Annotated in this window: 15 protein-coding genes; 4 read left to right on the top strand and 11 right to left on the bottom strand. The window is 32.2% G+C overall.

Features of this window, described 5'->3' with window-relative positions; all coding sequences use genetic code 11:
• Window positions 1-41: 41 nt before the first annotated feature.
• The 7 genes from RT412_RS05550 to RT412_RS05520 all read right to left on the bottom strand — a co-directional run bounded on the left by RT412_RS05550 (window position 42) and on the right by RT412_RS05520 (window position 7,900).
• Complete coding sequence (locus RT412_RS05550; protein WP_313342292.1) at window positions 42-1,310, bottom strand: TRAP transporter large permease; 1,269 nt, start codon at window positions 1,308-1,310, stop codon at window positions 42-44.
• Window position 1,311: 1 nt separating this feature from the next.
• Window positions 1,312-1,725, bottom strand: a complete 414-nt coding sequence (locus RT412_RS05545) for a TRAP transporter small permease (RefSeq protein ID WP_313413115.1) — start codon at window positions 1,723-1,725, stop codon at window positions 1,312-1,314.
• A 186-nt stretch (window positions 1,726-1,911) separates the two neighbouring features.
• The gene (locus RT412_RS05540) at window positions 1,912-2,916 is read right to left on the bottom strand and encodes a TRAP transporter substrate-binding protein (RefSeq protein WP_313342298.1); all 1,005 of its coding nucleotides are present in this window, start codon (window positions 2,914-2,916) and stop codon (window positions 1,912-1,914) included.
• Between the two features lie 50 nt (window positions 2,917-2,966).
• On the bottom strand, window positions 2,967-3,725 hold the full coding sequence (locus RT412_RS05535; RefSeq protein ID WP_313342301.1) for an SDR family oxidoreductase: 759 nt from the start codon (window positions 3,723-3,725) through the stop codon (window positions 2,967-2,969).
• 460 nt (window positions 3,726-4,185) lie between these two features.
• Window positions 4,186-6,114, bottom strand: coding sequence for a sigma 54-interacting transcriptional regulator (locus RT412_RS05530; protein ID WP_313342304.1), 1,929 nt, complete (start codon window positions 6,112-6,114; stop codon window positions 4,186-4,188).
• 127 nt (window positions 6,115-6,241) lie between these two features.
• Window positions 6,242-7,225, bottom strand: a complete 984-nt coding sequence (locus RT412_RS05525) for a lipoate--protein ligase (protein ID WP_313342307.1) — start codon at window positions 7,223-7,225, stop codon at window positions 6,242-6,244.
• An 18-nt stretch (window positions 7,226-7,243) separates the two neighbouring features.
• Window positions 7,244-7,900 (bottom strand): diphthine--ammonia ligase, encoded by a 657-nt coding sequence (locus tag RT412_RS05520; protein WP_313342310.1) that lies wholly within the window; start codon window positions 7,898-7,900, stop codon window positions 7,244-7,246.
• 182 nt (window positions 7,901-8,082) lie between these two features.
• On the opposite strand from RT412_RS05520, the gene RT412_RS05515 reads away from it, so the two are divergent.
• The 4 genes from RT412_RS05515 to RT412_RS05500 all read left to right on the top strand — a co-directional run bounded on the left by RT412_RS05515 (window position 8,083) and on the right by RT412_RS05500 (window position 10,347).
• Window positions 8,083-9,081, top strand: a complete 999-nt coding sequence (locus tag RT412_RS05515; protein WP_313342313.1) for a DUF4886 domain-containing protein — start codon at window positions 8,083-8,085, stop codon at window positions 9,079-9,081.
• 149 nt (window positions 9,082-9,230) lie between these two features.
• Window positions 9,231-9,458 (top strand): helix-turn-helix transcriptional regulator, encoded by a 228-nt coding sequence (locus tag RT412_RS05510; RefSeq protein ID WP_313342316.1) that lies wholly within the window; start codon window positions 9,231-9,233, stop codon window positions 9,456-9,458.
• Window positions 9,451-9,750: a hypothetical protein gene (locus RT412_RS05505; protein WP_313342319.1), complete on the top strand. Its 300-nt coding sequence runs from the start codon at window positions 9,451-9,453 to the stop codon at window positions 9,748-9,750. The genes RT412_RS05510 and RT412_RS05505 overlap by 8 nt, the downstream gene beginning before the upstream one ends.
• A gap of 3 nt (window positions 9,751-9,753) precedes the next feature.
• The gene (locus RT412_RS05500; protein WP_313342322.1) at window positions 9,754-10,347 is read left to right on the top strand and encodes an MjaI family restriction endonuclease; all 594 of its coding nucleotides are present in this window, start codon (window positions 9,754-9,756) and stop codon (window positions 10,345-10,347) included.
• A gap of 22 nt (window positions 10,348-10,369) precedes the next feature.
• On the opposite strand, the gene RT412_RS05495 is transcribed toward RT412_RS05500, so the two are convergent.
• The 4 genes from RT412_RS05495 to guaA form a co-directional block, all read right to left on the bottom strand.
• Window positions 10,370-11,647 (bottom strand): DNA methyltransferase, encoded by a 1,278-nt coding sequence (locus RT412_RS05495; RefSeq protein ID WP_313342325.1) that lies wholly within the window; start codon window positions 11,645-11,647, stop codon window positions 10,370-10,372.
• Window positions 11,648-11,797: 150 nt separating this feature from the next.
• Window positions 11,798-13,114, bottom strand: coding sequence for an aminotransferase class I/II-fold pyridoxal phosphate-dependent enzyme (locus RT412_RS05490; RefSeq protein WP_313342327.1), 1,317 nt, complete (start codon window positions 13,112-13,114; stop codon window positions 11,798-11,800).
• A 739-nt stretch (window positions 13,115-13,853) separates the two neighbouring features.
• Window positions 13,854-14,207, bottom strand: coding sequence for a zinc-ribbon domain-containing protein (locus tag RT412_RS05485; protein ID WP_313342330.1), 354 nt, complete (start codon window positions 14,205-14,207; stop codon window positions 13,854-13,856).
• Between the two features lie 304 nt (window positions 14,208-14,511).
• Window positions 14,512-16,044 (bottom strand): glutamine-hydrolyzing GMP synthase, encoded by a 1,533-nt coding sequence (gene guaA / locus RT412_RS05480; protein ID WP_313342333.1) that lies wholly within the window; start codon window positions 16,042-16,044, stop codon window positions 14,512-14,514.
• Window positions 16,045-16,099 lie beyond the last annotated feature (55 nt).

The following is a 16,099-nucleotide window of genomic DNA, read 5'->3' as shown; positions in this document are numbered from 1 at the left end:
ACCACTTTTTGTTGTATATTAAATAGTAATTCCTAAAAAATCTACATCAATCCTGGAAGCCAAAGAGTAAAAGCAGGTACATAAGTTGCTAATAGCAATGTTATCACGCCAACTGCGAAATATGGCAACATAGATATGACGGCCTTTTCAAATTTTGATTTAGCCATTTGAGAACCCAATAATAAACATATTCCAACTGGCGGAGTCAGTAATCCCAAACATAAGTTAACTGTCATAACAACTCCAAATGTTATTGGTGACATGCCAAGTTTTGTTATTATTGGAACCAATATAGGAATTAGAATTATAACAGCTGCATTTGCTTCCATTAAACATCCAACTAAAAGCAATATAATATTAATCAGCATAAATATCAAAAATGCATTGCTGGTTAATCCCAATATTGCATCCGCAACCATTGTTGGCAAATTAATAACTGTTATTACCCATGCGAGTATTTTTGATGTTGCCAAAATTAACATAATAGTTGCAATGGAAACTGCAGACTCTGAAAGCAGTTTTGGTAGGTCTCTAAGCGTAAACCCTTTATATACAAACATTCCTATTATAAAAGCATATACTACAGACACAACTGCTGCCTCTGTAGGTGTAAATTTTCCTGAAAATATTCCTCCCAATATTATAACCGGCATCATTAATGCCCAGAAACCATCTTTAACAGCATCTATCTTTTCTGCAAAACTAATTTTTCCTTCCTTAGGATAATTATTTTTCTTTGCCTGATATACAGCCACTAATATAAAGACAAGGGTCATAAAAATTCCAGGAATTGCAGATGCGAGAAATAATGAGCTAATTGAAAGTTGAAGCGATGAACCATAGACTATTAAAGTTATACTTGGAGGAATTATAGGCCCAACTATAGATGATGAAGATGCAACGCCTGCTGCATAATGATCGGGGTATCCTTGCTTTATCATAGCAGGAATAGTTATGCCTCCAATAGCAGCTACAGTAGCGACAGCGGATCCTGATATAGCTGCAAAAAAAGCAGATGCAACTATTGTTATAATTGGAAGACTACCCGGTAAATTCCCTAAAAAAGCATTTGCAACTCTTATAATTCTTTTATTTAATCCTCCTCCATTCATTAAATCTCCTGATAACATGAAAAAAGGAATAGCTAACAATGGAAAGGAATCCATGCCGCCAAATAACTTTTGCGGCACCACTATTAGTGGATATCCCTCAGTTATTATTGTTATAAGTGATGAAATTCCTAATGAAAATGCTATAGGTATACCTATTGCTGCAAAAACTAATATTGAAATAATTAATAAAGTTCCCATGCTAACCCTCCGCAATCTTCTTATTCTTGATGTCATTAATAATTACTTCTATTGTAAATAACAACATCAAAATTCCACCTATCGGAACCGAGGCATACATATATGCCATAGGAACTCTCAATCCGGGAGATAATTGTTTAAAAGTAATGCTAACAAGGCTTATACCATAAAAAATAATTACAATTAAAAATGCTATAATTAAGCTTTTTATAATAATTGAATTTATGATTTTTAAAATCTTAGGCATACGATTCATTAAAAAATCAACATTCATATGTCTACTACGCCTTGTAGCTATAGCTGAACCAAGCATAGACATCCAAATGAATGAATATCTTGTCAATTCTTCAGACCATGAATTCGCACTCTCAAATAAAAACCTCATAATGATCTGATAAAATAAAGCTACTACCATGACAGTAAATAATATTGACAATATTCCCAAAATAAATTTCTCTAGTTTATCGAAAACTATTTTCATTTTTTTTAATAATACAGGGATATATCTCCGTATTATTACCTCCTTCTAATAAAATTTTCAAAAATGCTTATTCACAGAAATACAAAATATCTGTAAATAAGCACTTTGTAATTTTTTACCTTATCTTGATGCGTGTACTTCTTCAACTAAACTAGCTAAATTGGGAAATTCTTTTGCAAAATCAGCAAGCTTCGCTTGAAATCCGGTTAAATCCGGTCTTAAAACTTCCATTCCTTTATCTTCCATCTGCTGGATTGTTTTTGTTTCCAGATCCTCAACAAGCTTTGTTCTGAAATCTCCTGCTTCCTTTGCAGCTTCTTTGAAAATTTGCTGTTGTTCAGCCGGAAGACTGTTAAAGAACTTATCATTAAATATGAACACATCTGTACTAAAAACATGGTTAGTTAATACTAAATATTTGCATACATCGTATAACGCATTACCATAACTATACATAACAGGATTTTCTTGTGCATCAACTGTACCTTGCTGTAATCCGGTATATATTTCTGATGCATCCATCGGTACCGGTGATGCTCCTAAATATTCCCAAGTTTTAATATACATCTGTATTCCGGGTGCTCTAATTTTCACACCTCTAAGATCATCAACAGTTTCAACCTTTTTATTTGATGTCATAATTCTGGCACCCCTGTTTGAAGGTCCCATCAATACAAATCCACCCTCTTCAGCAACAGCATCAAGTATCTTTTGACCTACTTCACCGTTAAGCATTACTCTTTTATAATGATCATAATCACTATATAAATAAGGATATGCATCTATACTTGCAGTAGGGCTATATGCTTCTAAAGTTCCTATACTTTCACATACAATCTGTACTATATTTGGTTCAAGTCCTTCAATAGTGTCTCTCCATGTTCCTAAAGTACCACCTGAATAAACTTCAACCTTCATAGTTCCATTTGATTTCTGATCAACTAATTTTGCAAACTCCTGTAGTGATTGATCTCTCTCATCACCTAATGCACTTCCATTTGCTAATTTGAAAACAGATGTTTCCTTTTTGTCATCTTTATCTGCTGTGTTGTTATCAGATGAACATCCAACAGCAAATACAGTAATAATCACTATTACTAAAATTAGACTCAATAACTTTTTCATACTTTTCCTCCATAGAATTTTATATTATTTTTAAAATGAAAACAGTAAATTTAATGATATGAAAATCCTCCGTCTACTGTATAAAGTGCTGCTGTAATAAATTGTGCATCATCAGAAGCTAAGAATACTACAAGTTCTGCAAGCTTACTTGGATCTCCTGCTGTTTTCAAAAGAAAACTATTTTTTAGTTCTTCAATTTGTTCAGGCTTCATGTTAGCCTCAATAAGAGGTGTAACGTGAAGAGATGGAGCTATTGCGTTACAATATATTCCGTATTGTGCACATTCCTTTGCAACAGCTTTTGTAAAACCTACTACACCTGCTTTAGCAGTTGCATAAGCTGCCTTTCCAAGTAATCCTCCTCCTCTTAATCCTGCTACTGATGAAAAATTAACTATTTTACCATATTTGTTTTCAACCATATTTTCTACAACGGCTTTTGTACAGTTAAATATACTAGTCATATTTAAATCTATTAGTTTATCCCATTTTTCATCATCTAGTTCCCTTAAATTAAGAGCGATATCTCTACCACCCCCTGCACAATTAATTAAAATGTCTATTCTTCCAAAGTCTTTAATAACCTGCTGTCCTATTTCCTGTACTTCATTATAATCCGTAACATTTGTCTTATAACCTTTAGCCTTAACTCCAAATTGAGCAAGTTTTTCTTCCATTTCCATCAAACCCTTTTCATTCATATCCCACAGTGCAACATTGGCGCCATGTTCTGCAAATTTTACAGCTACTGCAGCACCTATTCCGCCAGCGGATCCCGTAATAATAGCAATTTTATTTTTTAATCTCATTTTTTGCTCCTGTTTTATAAGATTTTTTTAACCATAAACCTTCCTACACAATTTAATTGTTTTTGATTATTCACCTCCTTGATAAAAATAAATATTCTATTAGATGAGTAGGTATGGGTTTAAGAGCCTATAGTCACTGTCCACCCACACTATTAACCCTCCTTATATTATTTGCTATATATAATGCAAACTTTATGCCAACATAATACAAATTTTGCAAGTGCATGTTATAGTAATATAATATTAAAATTATTTCAATAAGGGCATTGCCCGTCATTCAACGATTTCAGCGGGAGATTTAATACCACTGAAAAAATTAAAATACCCCCCGCCGCCTATAGAGGCGGGGGGTATTTTAATTTAGTTATAATTTATATAAACACAAAATATGAACAGTGCTAAAATTTTGAGCAAACGATTGCTCAAAATTTTAGCACTGTTAAATAATTACACACCAATGTTATATTTGATAATTACCCAAATTGTATTTTTTTACTTTGTTATATATCGTGTTTCTTGTTACTTTCAGCATGTTTGCTGCCGTAGTAATGTTTCCGTTAGATGCTGTAAGAGCTTGTTTAATTGCTCTTTCCTCTAAAACCTCCAATGGAACAATATCATTTTCATTTGCTGAATTCATATTACTATGTTGATTTATGTCATTATCCTGATAAAACAGATCACTATTTATCTCTTTTTCAGTAATCATATTACCCTCGCAAATATTAACAGCTCTTTCCAGTACATTTTCCAACTCCCTTACGTTTCCGAGCCAATCATAGTTAATTAACAAATCTAATGCATCCGGAGAAATACCTAAAATAGTTTTATCTAATCGATAGCTATATTTATTTATAAAATACTCAACTAATATAGGTATGTCTGATTTTCGTTCTCTCATGGATGGAATTTTAACATTCAGTACGTTAATCCTATAATATAAATCCCTTCTAAAAAGTCCTTGGTCACATAACTTAATCAGGTCTTTATTCGTAGCAGCAATAATTTTAACATCTACATTAAAAACATTATAGCCACCAACACGTGTAACCTTTTTATCCTGAAGCACTCTCAATAGCTTAACCTGCATATCAAGCGGCATCTCTCCGATTTCATCTAAAAATATTGTACCACCTTCGGCAAGCTCAAATTTACCTGTTCTTCCCTTAGTGGATGCTCCTGTAAAGGAGCCGGCCTCATAACCAAACAATTCTGATTCTAATAATTCTCTTGGTATTGCACCACAGTTAATCGTTACAAATGGTTGATCTCTTCTGTCGCTATAACTATGTATCGAATGTGCAATTAACTCCTTACCTGTACCACTTTCACCTGTTATTAAAACATTGGATGTACTGTTTGCAGCAATCTTTGCTATTTTTATACACTTCTTAAGATTAGTACTGTTTCCTATTATATCATCGAATCTAAAGTTAGAATATGCGCCCGTCATCTCATTTATAAGTTTTTGTACTCTCTTAATCTTTCTGAATGTATCAACCACATTGACTATGTTTCCATCATCATCTTTTATTGGAACTGCCGTCTTGATAAAATGAGTTTTTACGCCTGTTCTGTCCGAAACTATAATTTCTTCATCAACGTAGCCCTGTCCCGTTTTTAAAACATCTAAAATCACAGGTTTAAAATCCACTAATTCAGCTACGTGTCTGCCAATTGACTTTTCCCTTTCAATATTTAAAATTTCCGCACCAACTTGATTGATATATTCTAAATATCCATTTTTATCAATAATCAGTAATCCATCTGTAAAAGAATTGATAATAGCACTCTGTAGCTTATACCTCAAATTTAATTCCTTGTTGTTATTATTAGATTCATATCCTAATCCTATTATTTTAGCAATTGACTCAATTATACTGAGCGAATCATTATTATCCCTACCTTTAAACGCTATTACTGATACGGTTCCAATTATCTCATTGTTATAATAAATAGGTGCACTCATTGATGCAAGATCATGATAACAATCACAATAATGATCATCTCCAATTAAGCATATAGGTTTATTTTCAATAATCGAAGTACTTATTGAAGTATTCCCATTATACTCCTCACTGAATCTTCCGCCCAAACAAAAATAAGCATTATCCAACCTTTTCTTTAAATGGGGTTGTATTTCATCGATAATATATCCATCCTTATTCACTAAAGCTATTAGTAAATAATTGTTAAGCAGTCTTTCCATCTGTTCCATAAATGGATGTGCAGTTTTTATTAAATCTTTGTGTTTCGCTAATAAATTATTTAGGTCAGATTCAGATATATCATTATCACATAGACCGCTTCGTCTATTTGTCTTTAGATATTGGCATCTTTCCCATCCATTTAACACATGATCATGTTTTTGAATCACAAATGATATCATAATCGTACCTCCTTGGAGCCATATGTTAACGTTTGATTTTAAATTATATTATAATAATCAACAAATGTCAAATTTTCAACACTTATTATATTCAAATAGATAGCATTGTTTATTTTTTGTACGTACATTAATCAAACAGACATTGCATGAATTCTTCTTTGGAAATTCTCCCCAAATAATCCTCAGCCGTAACATCTGACAAAGCGTCAAGAACCTCATTTTCATTATACTTGAGTCCTTTTATTTTTTGTTCTAATTCCTGTATGTCACCTTTTCCAAAAAAATCTCCGTATATTTTACAGTTTTCTATGATGCCGTTTTCAACCTGTAATCTTGCTTCAACACAGCCGCCTGCAAATCTGTTATATCCGCTATAATTAAATTTAGGTGATTTACCGTAATTCCACTCCCACGTACCATATCTTTCATTGACCATTTTTTGAATGTTCTTTTTGTCCTCTTCAGATAATTCGTAGACTTCTGTAGGTTGATTGAAGTATTCAAATATATTTTTTAATAAAACCTGTTTAAATTGTAAGACATCAATATCATCCTTTACATAAGGCTTAATATTAGTAACTCGGCTGGAAACCGACTTTACACCTTTTGATTCTATTTTGTCTCTTTTTACATTTAGTGCCTTTGATAATGTGTCTAATTTTGAATCAAAGAGCAAGGTTCCATGATTTAAAACTCTGCCTTTATTTACACTTTGAGCTATACCTGAAAATTTCTTGCCCTCAATTACAATATCGTTTCTTCCCGACAATTCACAGTTAACTCCCAGCTTTTCCAATGCTTTAATTATAGGAACGTTGTATGTTTTAAAATCAATTAGATTGGTTTCTGTTTTAGTTATAAAGGAAAAATTTAGATTTCCCAAATCATGATAAACGGCACCTCCGCCGGTTACTCTTCTGACAACATTTATATTGTTTTCCTTAACATAATCCATATTAATTTCTTCAACCGTATTTTGATTTTTTCCTACAATTATCGAAGGTCCGTTCCTCCATAATAAAACGAAATTCTCATCTAAATTTTTAAAAATATACTCTTCAAACGCTAAATTATAATGTGGATCAATAGAATTATTTTCAATAAACTTCATTTTTTGTCTCCTCTCTTTTTATAACTGTATTTTAATATGTGCCCACTTTTCGCCTACGGGTATAACCTCAGTGCCGAAATTTAATTTAATAGATTTTTTGAAAATCGGACCATCATAAACAACTGTATGAAATTCCCCATTTTCACCGCAAGCATCCGCTCCGAAATCTTCTATTTCTCCAATTAATGATAAGCTTAAATCCTGCCCCAAAAATTTTGTATCTAATGATGTAGTGTCAACCACCGCAATTTTTGCTTTAAAACCAAGGTTTATAAATTCTTTAACTATATCCTTTCTGCTAATTTTCCAAAGAGGAAGCACTGCGGTAATTGCAGCCTTTTCACAAACTTTTTCTTCCCACTGCCTGTGTTCCTCCAAATCTATATCGCCAAATACTCCGTAATTGATACCCTGTTCTTTGAATGATTTAATATATGATACAAATACGTTTTCATAGTCATTAAATTCAGCTCTTCCTATTATACTTTCTACTCCTATTGCCTCTGCCTGCGCTCGAAATATATTTTCATCCAGCCTATGTGCTGAACTGATTCCGCTTTCTAAGCTGAACATTGTCAATAGCTTTTGAGGTTCATATCCTGACTCTATTGCCTTATATAAAGCTAAGCAAGAGTCCTTCCCTCCGCTCCATGAAACAAAACAATTTTTATTCAATAGATCACTCCTTAAATAAAGCATTAAAAACAAATTACTATATTATATACTAATTCAGCCATCTTTTCAAGAATTTACTCACTTTGTCTCTTTTTAATTAATTATGCGATTATTGTTGAAATAAGTATAATTTTGGTGTTATAATCAAGATATAATCAGACATAATCTTGCGGGGGTACGACATGAAGAAAACTACATTAATTTTATTAATAATCGCTCTTTTATTTACAAATACGGTTCCAGGCTATTCATATGCAGCGGTAAATAATGCAAAAGCAGAAAATATTGAAGAAGCACAAATAAATCAACTTAAGCTTCTAACCGTTAAAATCATCAATACTATAAATAACATGTTGGACACAGGGTATATGCCCAAGGGAGAAGCTATTAAAATATTATCCATTGGAAATTCCTTTTCACAGGATTCAGTTTATTACCTGTATGAAATTGCTAAATCAGCTGATGTAAATATAATAGTAGGAAATTTATACAACAGCGGGTGCTCCTTAGAAAGACACCTTAATTATGCAAATAACAATGAAAAAGGATATACATACTACAAGTGGACATCAAAAGGAATGAAAGAATACAAAAACAAAACAATGAAGGATGTAATATTGGATGAGGATTGGGACTATATTACATTACAACAGGCTTCGGGAGAATCGGGCATATATGATACATTTCAGCCATATCTGAATGAATTAATAGAATACATAAAAGAATTTTCAACTAATCCCGATTTAAAGCTTGCATTTAATATGACATGGGCTTATGCAAGTAAAAGCACAAACAATAACTTTGGTTATTATAACAAGAATCAGACGATAATGTATAACTCAATTATCGATGCCTACGAACAGGCATCGAATGAAACAGGAATAGATATAATTATCCCATGCGGAACCGCTATACAAAATGCAAGAAATAATAAATATTTGAAAACATCAGCCAATGAATTAACAAGCGACGGTTATCACTTAGGGTATGGATTAGGACGATACATAACCGGATTAACCTTTTTTCAAACAATAATTGTTGATAATGAAAAGATAGATATAAATTTATCCAAGGATATTGCATTTTTCCCTGATACTAAGGACTGTACCGAAGAATTAGCTTCTTCAGCAAAAAAAGCAGCAATAAATGCAGTAAAAAATCCATTTAAAATTACAAAATAATTTAATATTAAAGATATAATAATAAAGCAAAAAGTGTTATTCACAAATTAGAATAACACTTTTTATATTAAATTATTATACGAGATCTATACTTATTGTATGTAGACTTATTGTATTCGTTTGTTAAACTATAGTAGGAGGTGTATTTTTTGGATATTGTAAAGGTCTTTGGAAATAATTTGCGTAAGTATCGTACAAATTTAGGTTTATCACAAGAAGAATTCGCAGAAAGATGTGGTATGCACAGAACTTATATCAGTGCAATAGAGTGTTACCGCAGAAGCATATCTTTAGAAAATATACAACGCATAGCTGATGCACTTGGTGTAGACACATATTTACTTTTTATTGAAAAGGAGAAATTGTGCAATGAATAATTTAGAGAAAATATCAAAAATATTATTAGAACATAAAGGTAAAAATAATAAAATAACATCGAAAGCTATCGCAAATAAATTAGGAATTGTTGAAGACAATACATATTCAAAAACAAGAAAACTAATATTAGAAAGTGCTGAAAAATATAAATTGCCTTTAGCTGCGAATAACAATGGTTATTATTTAATATGTGACGACTCTGAGTATATGGATTATATGAAAAACTTAGACAGTAGGATTGAAGGCATAAAATTACGTAAAAGTATTATTACAAAAAATTATAGGAGGTAATGCATGAACTATAATATAAAAAAAGAAGATATTCAAAAATATAATGAAGGTACAGTTATAAACTTTCCAAAATATACATCACAATTAATAAATTGGGCTAATCAAAATGCACAGGGAACTCGCCCCCGTATAGTTGGACAACTATCCGAATTGTTTCCTGAATTTCTTAATAATGAATGTGATATTTCAATAGATAACTGGGAATCATGGTATACAAACAGATATCCTGATTCAATAGAACTTGCTACTGACAAAATATATGCACAGGTTGAAAATCTAAAGGAAGCAATAAAACTTATCGATCATGAATTAGTAAGACAATGGGTACAAGATTTAGTAATTACTAAAACATACAATGGATTATATGTGCAGCGAGCAATACTTGCTTCATTAGCAGAAAAGCTTCATACGGATTATCGTCTTGCATCTCCTAACGAAGAATCCAAAGGGATAGATGGTTTTGTAGGACATACCCCCTATTCTATCAAACCTATAACATATAAAACTATGGATAGATTACCCGAAATAATTGAAATAAAAATGATCTACTATACAAAAACAAATAATGGATTGAATATAGAGGTCGAAGAAAAATAATTATAGCCGGAAAACTTTCCGGCTAATTGTTTTCATTATAGGTTTTAATGAATTTAGATTTACATGAATATTCAAATTCCTTATCTACATTTACAAATTTAGTCCTTATTAAATGATTATTAATAAATGTTTTATTGCTCAAATACAAGTAACACAATAAATTATTATCACAGTCATATTTTAACTGGTCATATTTCATAAATACCTTGTTTTTGTTTAATTTATTCTTTAAAAAATCTATTGCTTCTTTTTCATAATCAGGATTTGTTTTTATACCAATCAACCTTATCTTAATACCATTACTTAACAATAATATTTCTGGTGAAAATATTTCTTTTACAGTATAATAATTCTCCCTCTGCTCAGTTTTACTATCAATCTTTGATCCGTAAGAAAGTTTTTTAACATCAACTTTTTTATCTAACTTATGTGGGTCATAAAACATATATGGTAAATCATCAATATTAAATTTCTTTTTTAAATTATCATAAATAAATTCAATTTTACTTTCTAAAATATTCAATTGTTTTTCGCAAAGCTTATTATAGATAGTGGGAACAAATTCTTTATTTATTTCATATCCAATAGAATTACGCTGTAAATTTTTAGCTGCAAGTGATGTAGTTCCGCTTCCTAAAAACGGGTCAAACACAGTTTCTCCAACAAATGAAAACATCTTAATTAATCTCTTGGGCAGCTCTTCAGGAAACATTGCAATGTGATCCTGTTGTCTTACACCACCAAAGTTCCAATGTGAAGAAAAATATTCTCCCCACTCTTCTTTTGATAATTCTGACTGGTTTTTCTGTTCTAATGTAGGTTTGGGAGCTTTTCCCAACTTTTTAAAAATTAAAATGAACTCATAATCTATCTTTAATATCCCATTCCTTGGATACGGATAGCTACCCATTACAGCTCCGCCGCCTGTGGTATTCATTGTGGTTGATTTCTGCCAAATAACGGCTCCCATGTAATCCATACCTAATTCCTCACAGAAACGAATTATTTCTGTCCTTATTGGAATTACTTTATATCTCCCATAATAAACAGAACGAGCAAACTGGTCACCAATATTAATACACATACGGCAACCATCCGATAGAACACGGTAGCATTCCTTCCAGACTAAATTTAAATTATTTATGTACTCTTCATAACTGTCATTAAATCCGATTTGATCAGGTGTTCCATAATCTTTTAATTGCCAATAGGGAGGCGATGTAATAATTAACTGAACTGATTTGTCTTTTATTTTGTTTAGTTGTCGGCTATCACCAATAACTATTTTATGATTTGTCATAATATCCCTCCTTATCTTCATTTCAACATGTAATTATAAACTATAACTGTTATTAATGTCAAATTGATTGTAAGTATAATGATATCATTTCAAAAAAGCTCATGAACAATTATATTCATAAGCTTTGAAGTTTGTTTTTAATTTTATTTATTATCTGCTTGCTTCAAATTGTTTTAGAAGTTTTACAAATAACTCAGGAACTTTCATCATGGTTTCCGGAGATTCAACATATGAAATACGGAATTGAGTGCTTCCAGGATTTCCTTGTCCCTTTGCAATATCATAGAAACCTTTCATAGGAGCAACCAATAATGTTGTTTGAACTCCGTCTATTTCAACAGCACCTTCGCCAGCACAGTAAAGCACGAAGTCAATAGCATCAAATCCGGGTTTAACAACGTTTCTTACGTCTATAACTGAATATATTGATGCATCAGGACTTGATATAACTAAGCCGGGCTCTAAATCTTTTAATCCCTTGCTTACTTTTTTAATTGTATCTCCGTAATATTCACGGAGACCTTTGCACCAGCCTGCAATTTGCTCCTTGCTTTCATGTGCTAAGGCTCCGAATATATATTGTCCTATAGCATTTGCGCATAAATTTGCTGTATATTCAGCTGCACAACGGTTGCTGAATTCAGCGCTGTCAGTAATTACAGCACCGATTCTTAATCCGCAAGCATTCCATACCTTTGAAGCTGTTTCAATGCTTATTCTTCTTCCTTCGATACCCGGTACATCTTTGTCTGTTATACCCCAAATACTTACTAATTCGCTGCCTTCAACATAATACAATTCACGATAAGCTTCGTCACTTACCATCCATAAGTTGTATTTTACGCATAATTCAGCAAGTGCTTTCAGAGTTTCTTTGTCATATAATTGTCCTGTTGGGTTGTCATATGGTATAACAAGTAATGCTCCGGGATTATTTGCTTTTATAGTTTCTTCTATTTTATTAAGTTCAGGTAAACTGAATTTGCCATCTTCCTCCAAGTGACGTTTTACTGTAGCAGTCTTACGTCCTACTCTTTCAGCAAATGAAATATAGTTTGTATATGCCGGGTCTATCATCATTAATGGTTTTTCATCTGTTCCCGCAGGTCCGCAAACTCCCATTATTAACAATTCCATACCTGTTGATCCGCCATCTGTTACTGTAACATGTAAATTGCTTGTATCGAAACCTTCACACTTAAGAATGTTTTTGAACGCTTCTTGAGTTTCATCAAAGCCGCCTGTAGCTGTGTATCTTATAACGCCTTTATTGAATGGGCTTTCAGGTGCATCTAAGTTAAACATTCTATTCATCATAGCAGGGTTTGTCGGAAGAGAAACATTACCTATACCTACATTGATAACTGCTTCAGGTTTAACTTTACGCTCTGCGTATTTCATCTGTGCCAATCTAACATCTGATGGCACTCTTGACTCAAAATGTGCTGACATAATTGGTTTACTCATAAAAAAAACCTCCAAAATTTTATAAAATTTGAATTATAATAGTATTATTATGTAAAATATTTGATATCTTATAACACATTATATAAAAATAAAATACTTTTGTCCATAGTCACTATTGCAATAATTATGTTAAAAATGCAATATCTTTTATAGCAAATATCATTTTATGAGAATTAGTTGAAAAAAACGCGGAATGATTATTCCAACTAAGGTACTTTATTACAATAAATTTATATTCGCAGTGCTAATACCACAATATTTATCTAATGCATCTTATTTTTAACGAATTTCATTTTCTAACGATTCTATTGCCCACAACGGAATGTTTAAACTTAAAACCTTAATACCATTTTCCATACAATTTTTAAATGTTTCTTTTACTCTTGTCTATTACTGTCATAATCTTATTTTTCCCCCTAAAAACGTTATCTTTTATAACATTATAGCATAAATATTTCCAATTTAATATAAGAAATGAAGATAAAAAATAAGCCCCCCAAGTACTACTCTGCCCACAATGATTACAAAACATTGCATCAATTGCTATTTCCTATCCACAATTACTACAGTATTTATTATTTTAATACCTCAGTTAAATTCAATCTCGATATTAATTATTAAAAATGAGGAAGTTCAACTTTACACATACACTCTTATTTATAAATAATAAAATATTGGGATAGTATAGCACTGTCCCAATATTATTATTAAACTCCATTATGAACTTTTGTTTTTAATATTAGAGACCTGAGAAAGCCATTCCTAAAACCACTCCAAATAAACCACATGCAACTGCTGCAATCATGATGATTGTGCCATGGGTATGATTAACTTTCCTATGTAAATATCCAAAAATAAATCCACCAGCAGCAAAAAGTATAGGGACAAATAAGAGCGAAATTGCATTAAAAATCCAACCCAAGATAGCAAACAAAGGAGAGCCTTTAGATTCAATTTGCATATTTGCCCCCTGTTTAATTCCAACTACTGAATCACCTTCAAATGATTCAGAAAAGTTATTAATTTCACTTCCGCATGAAACACAAAATTTAGCATCATCACTATTTTCTTTTCCACATTTACTACAAAACATAAATTTATTCCTCCTTTTATAATGAGTTGCGTTTTCCAATATTAATATTATAACATATTTTTTCCATTTTCCTACAAGAATTTATTTAAATAAAAAAAACCGACCTTTTATAGCCATAAGACTAAAAGGTCGGCTTCAATTTATTCAATTACAGCTTCAATAAAAGACTTATAAAACACTTCATCATCAACATGCCTGTTGTCGCAGCCTACTTTACCCTTTTCTGTATACTTGTCATTGCATCTTCAAAGAAAGCTTCTATAGATTCAAAACTGTCATCTTCTAATAACTGAACATCCTCTGGCTACTCAAACTCTATAGTAGCCGGGGGTTTTGAGGTAATGTCGTAAACTATACGGTTTACATTATCTACTTCGTTCACTATTCTGTTTGATACTTTTTCCAGTACTTCGTATGGGATGCGTGCCCAGTCGGAAGTCATACCGTCTGTGGAGGTAACTGCTCTAAGAGCAATTGTGTGTGAGTATGTTCTTTCGTCACCCATTACTCCAACGCTTCTGATGTTAGGAAGTGCTGCGAAGTATTGCCATATTTTGTTGTTTAAACCTGCTTTTTTAATTTCGTCTCTGAATATAAAGTCTGCTTCTCTGATGATTTTTAATTTGTCTTCTGTTACTTCTCCTAAACAACGGATTGCTAAGCCTGGTCCGGGGAATGGCTGTCTTTCAACTATTTCTTCAGGGATGCCAAGTTCTCTTCCAACTTCTCTTACTTCATCCTTAAATAATTGTCTGAGCGGTTCTAATAATTCAAAATCTACATCTTCCGGAAGTCCTCCCACGTTGTGGTGGCTCTTTATTACTGAGGCAGTAGAAGTTCCGCTTTCTATAACGTCAGGATAGATTGTACCTTGAACCAAATAGTCTATGTGTCCGAATTCATCCTTTAATTTTTGTTTTTCTTCTTCGAAAACTCTTATGAATTCTTCGCCTATAATTTTTCTCTTAGTTTCCGGGTCTGTAACACCTTTTAACTTGCCTAAAAATCTTTCTCCGGCATTTACTCTGATTAAATTCATTTTGAATTTTTCTTTGAATATCTTTTCAACCTGATCTCCTTCATCCTTCCTTAAAAGACCATGGTCAACAAATACACAGATTAAATTTGAGCGGATTGCCTTATGAACCATTACTGCCGCAACGGATGAGTCTACTCCTCCCGACATGGCGCATAATGCTTTTTTATCTCCGACCATTTCTTTTATTTTTTGGATTGAATCTTCTGCAAAATTACCCATATTCCAATCCTTAGAAAGTTTACAAACATTGAATAGGAAATTTTGAATTATTTCTCTTCCTTTTTCGGTATGCTCTACTTCAGGATGAAATTGTACTGCATAAATTTTCTTTTCTTCGTTTTTCATGGCACAAACAGGGCATGTTTCTGATGATGCTGTTATTTCGAATTCTTTTGGAGCTGCTTCTATATAATCTGTATGACTCATCCAGCATAATGAATCCTGCCCTATACCTTTGAACAAGTCATCATCTGACTGCACACGAAGTTTTACTCTGCCATATTCTCTGAAATCTGCTTTATTTACCTTTCCTCCGAATTCCTGTGCTATAAATTGTCCTCCGTAGCAAATTCCAAGAACAGGAACGTTTAAATTAAATACTTCATTTGTAATTCTTGGAGCATTTTCTACGTAGACACTTGCAGGTCCTCCGGAAAGTATAATTCCCTTTGGTTGTTTTTCCTTAATTTTATCAATTGTATATGTATATGGAACTATTTCACAATATACTCCTGCTTCCCTGACTCTTCTTGCGATGAGTTGACTATATTGTGCACCAAAATCAACTATTAATATCATTATTTACTCCTCTTTGGCTGTTGCAATTTTTTATATAAGATTAACAAAAAAATTT

The sequence above is a fragment of the Sedimentibacter sp. genome (genome assembly GCF_032080165.1).
Lineage (GTDB): Bacteria > Bacillota > Clostridia > Tissierellales > Sedimentibacteraceae > Sedimentibacter.
The sequence above is the reverse complement of the archived record's forward strand: the minus strand, read 5'-3'. Positions and strand labels throughout refer to the sequence as shown.

Coding starts and splice junctions, on each gene's coding strand:
- RT412_RS05505 (WP_313342319.1), top strand. CDS start 9,451: ATGAATAATTTAGAGAAAATATCAAAAATATTATTAGAACATAAAGGT.
- RT412_RS05550 (WP_313342292.1), bottom strand. CDS start 1,310: ATGGGAACTTTATTAATTATTTCAATATTAGTTTTTGCAGCAATAGGT.
- RT412_RS05500 (WP_313342322.1), top strand. CDS start 9,754: ATGAACTATAATATAAAAAAAGAAGATATTCAAAAATATAATGAAGGT.
- RT412_RS05525 (WP_313342307.1), bottom strand. CDS start 7,225: ATGAAGTTTATTGAAAATAATTCTATTGATCCACATTATAATTTAGCG.
- RT412_RS05540 (WP_313342298.1), bottom strand. CDS start 2,916: ATGAAAAAGTTATTGAGTCTAATTTTAGTAATAGTGATTATTACTGTA.
- guaA (WP_313342333.1), bottom strand. CDS start 16,044: ATGATATTAATAGTTGATTTTGGTGCACAATATAGTCAACTCATCGCA.
- RT412_RS05530 (WP_313342304.1), bottom strand. CDS start 6,114: ATGATATCATTTGTGATTCAAAAACATGATCATGTGTTAAATGGATGG.
- RT412_RS05535 (WP_313342301.1), bottom strand. CDS start 3,725: ATGAGATTAAAAAATAAAATTGCTATTATTACGGGATCCGCTGGCGGA.
- RT412_RS05495 (WP_313342325.1), bottom strand. CDS start 11,647: ATGACAAATCATAAAATAGTTATTGGTGATAGCCGACAACTAAACAAA.
- RT412_RS05545 (WP_313413115.1), bottom strand. CDS start 1,725: ATGGTAGTAGCTTTATTTTATCAGATCATTATGAGGTTTTTATTTGAG.
- RT412_RS05490 (WP_313342327.1), bottom strand. CDS start 13,114: ATGAGTAAACCAATTATGTCAGCACATTTTGAGTCAAGAGTGCCATCA.
- RT412_RS05515 (WP_313342313.1), top strand. CDS start 8,083: ATGAAGAAAACTACATTAATTTTATTAATAATCGCTCTTTTATTTACA.
- RT412_RS05485 (WP_313342330.1), bottom strand. CDS start 14,207: ATGTTTTGTAGTAAATGTGGAAAAGAAAATAGTGATGATGCTAAATTT.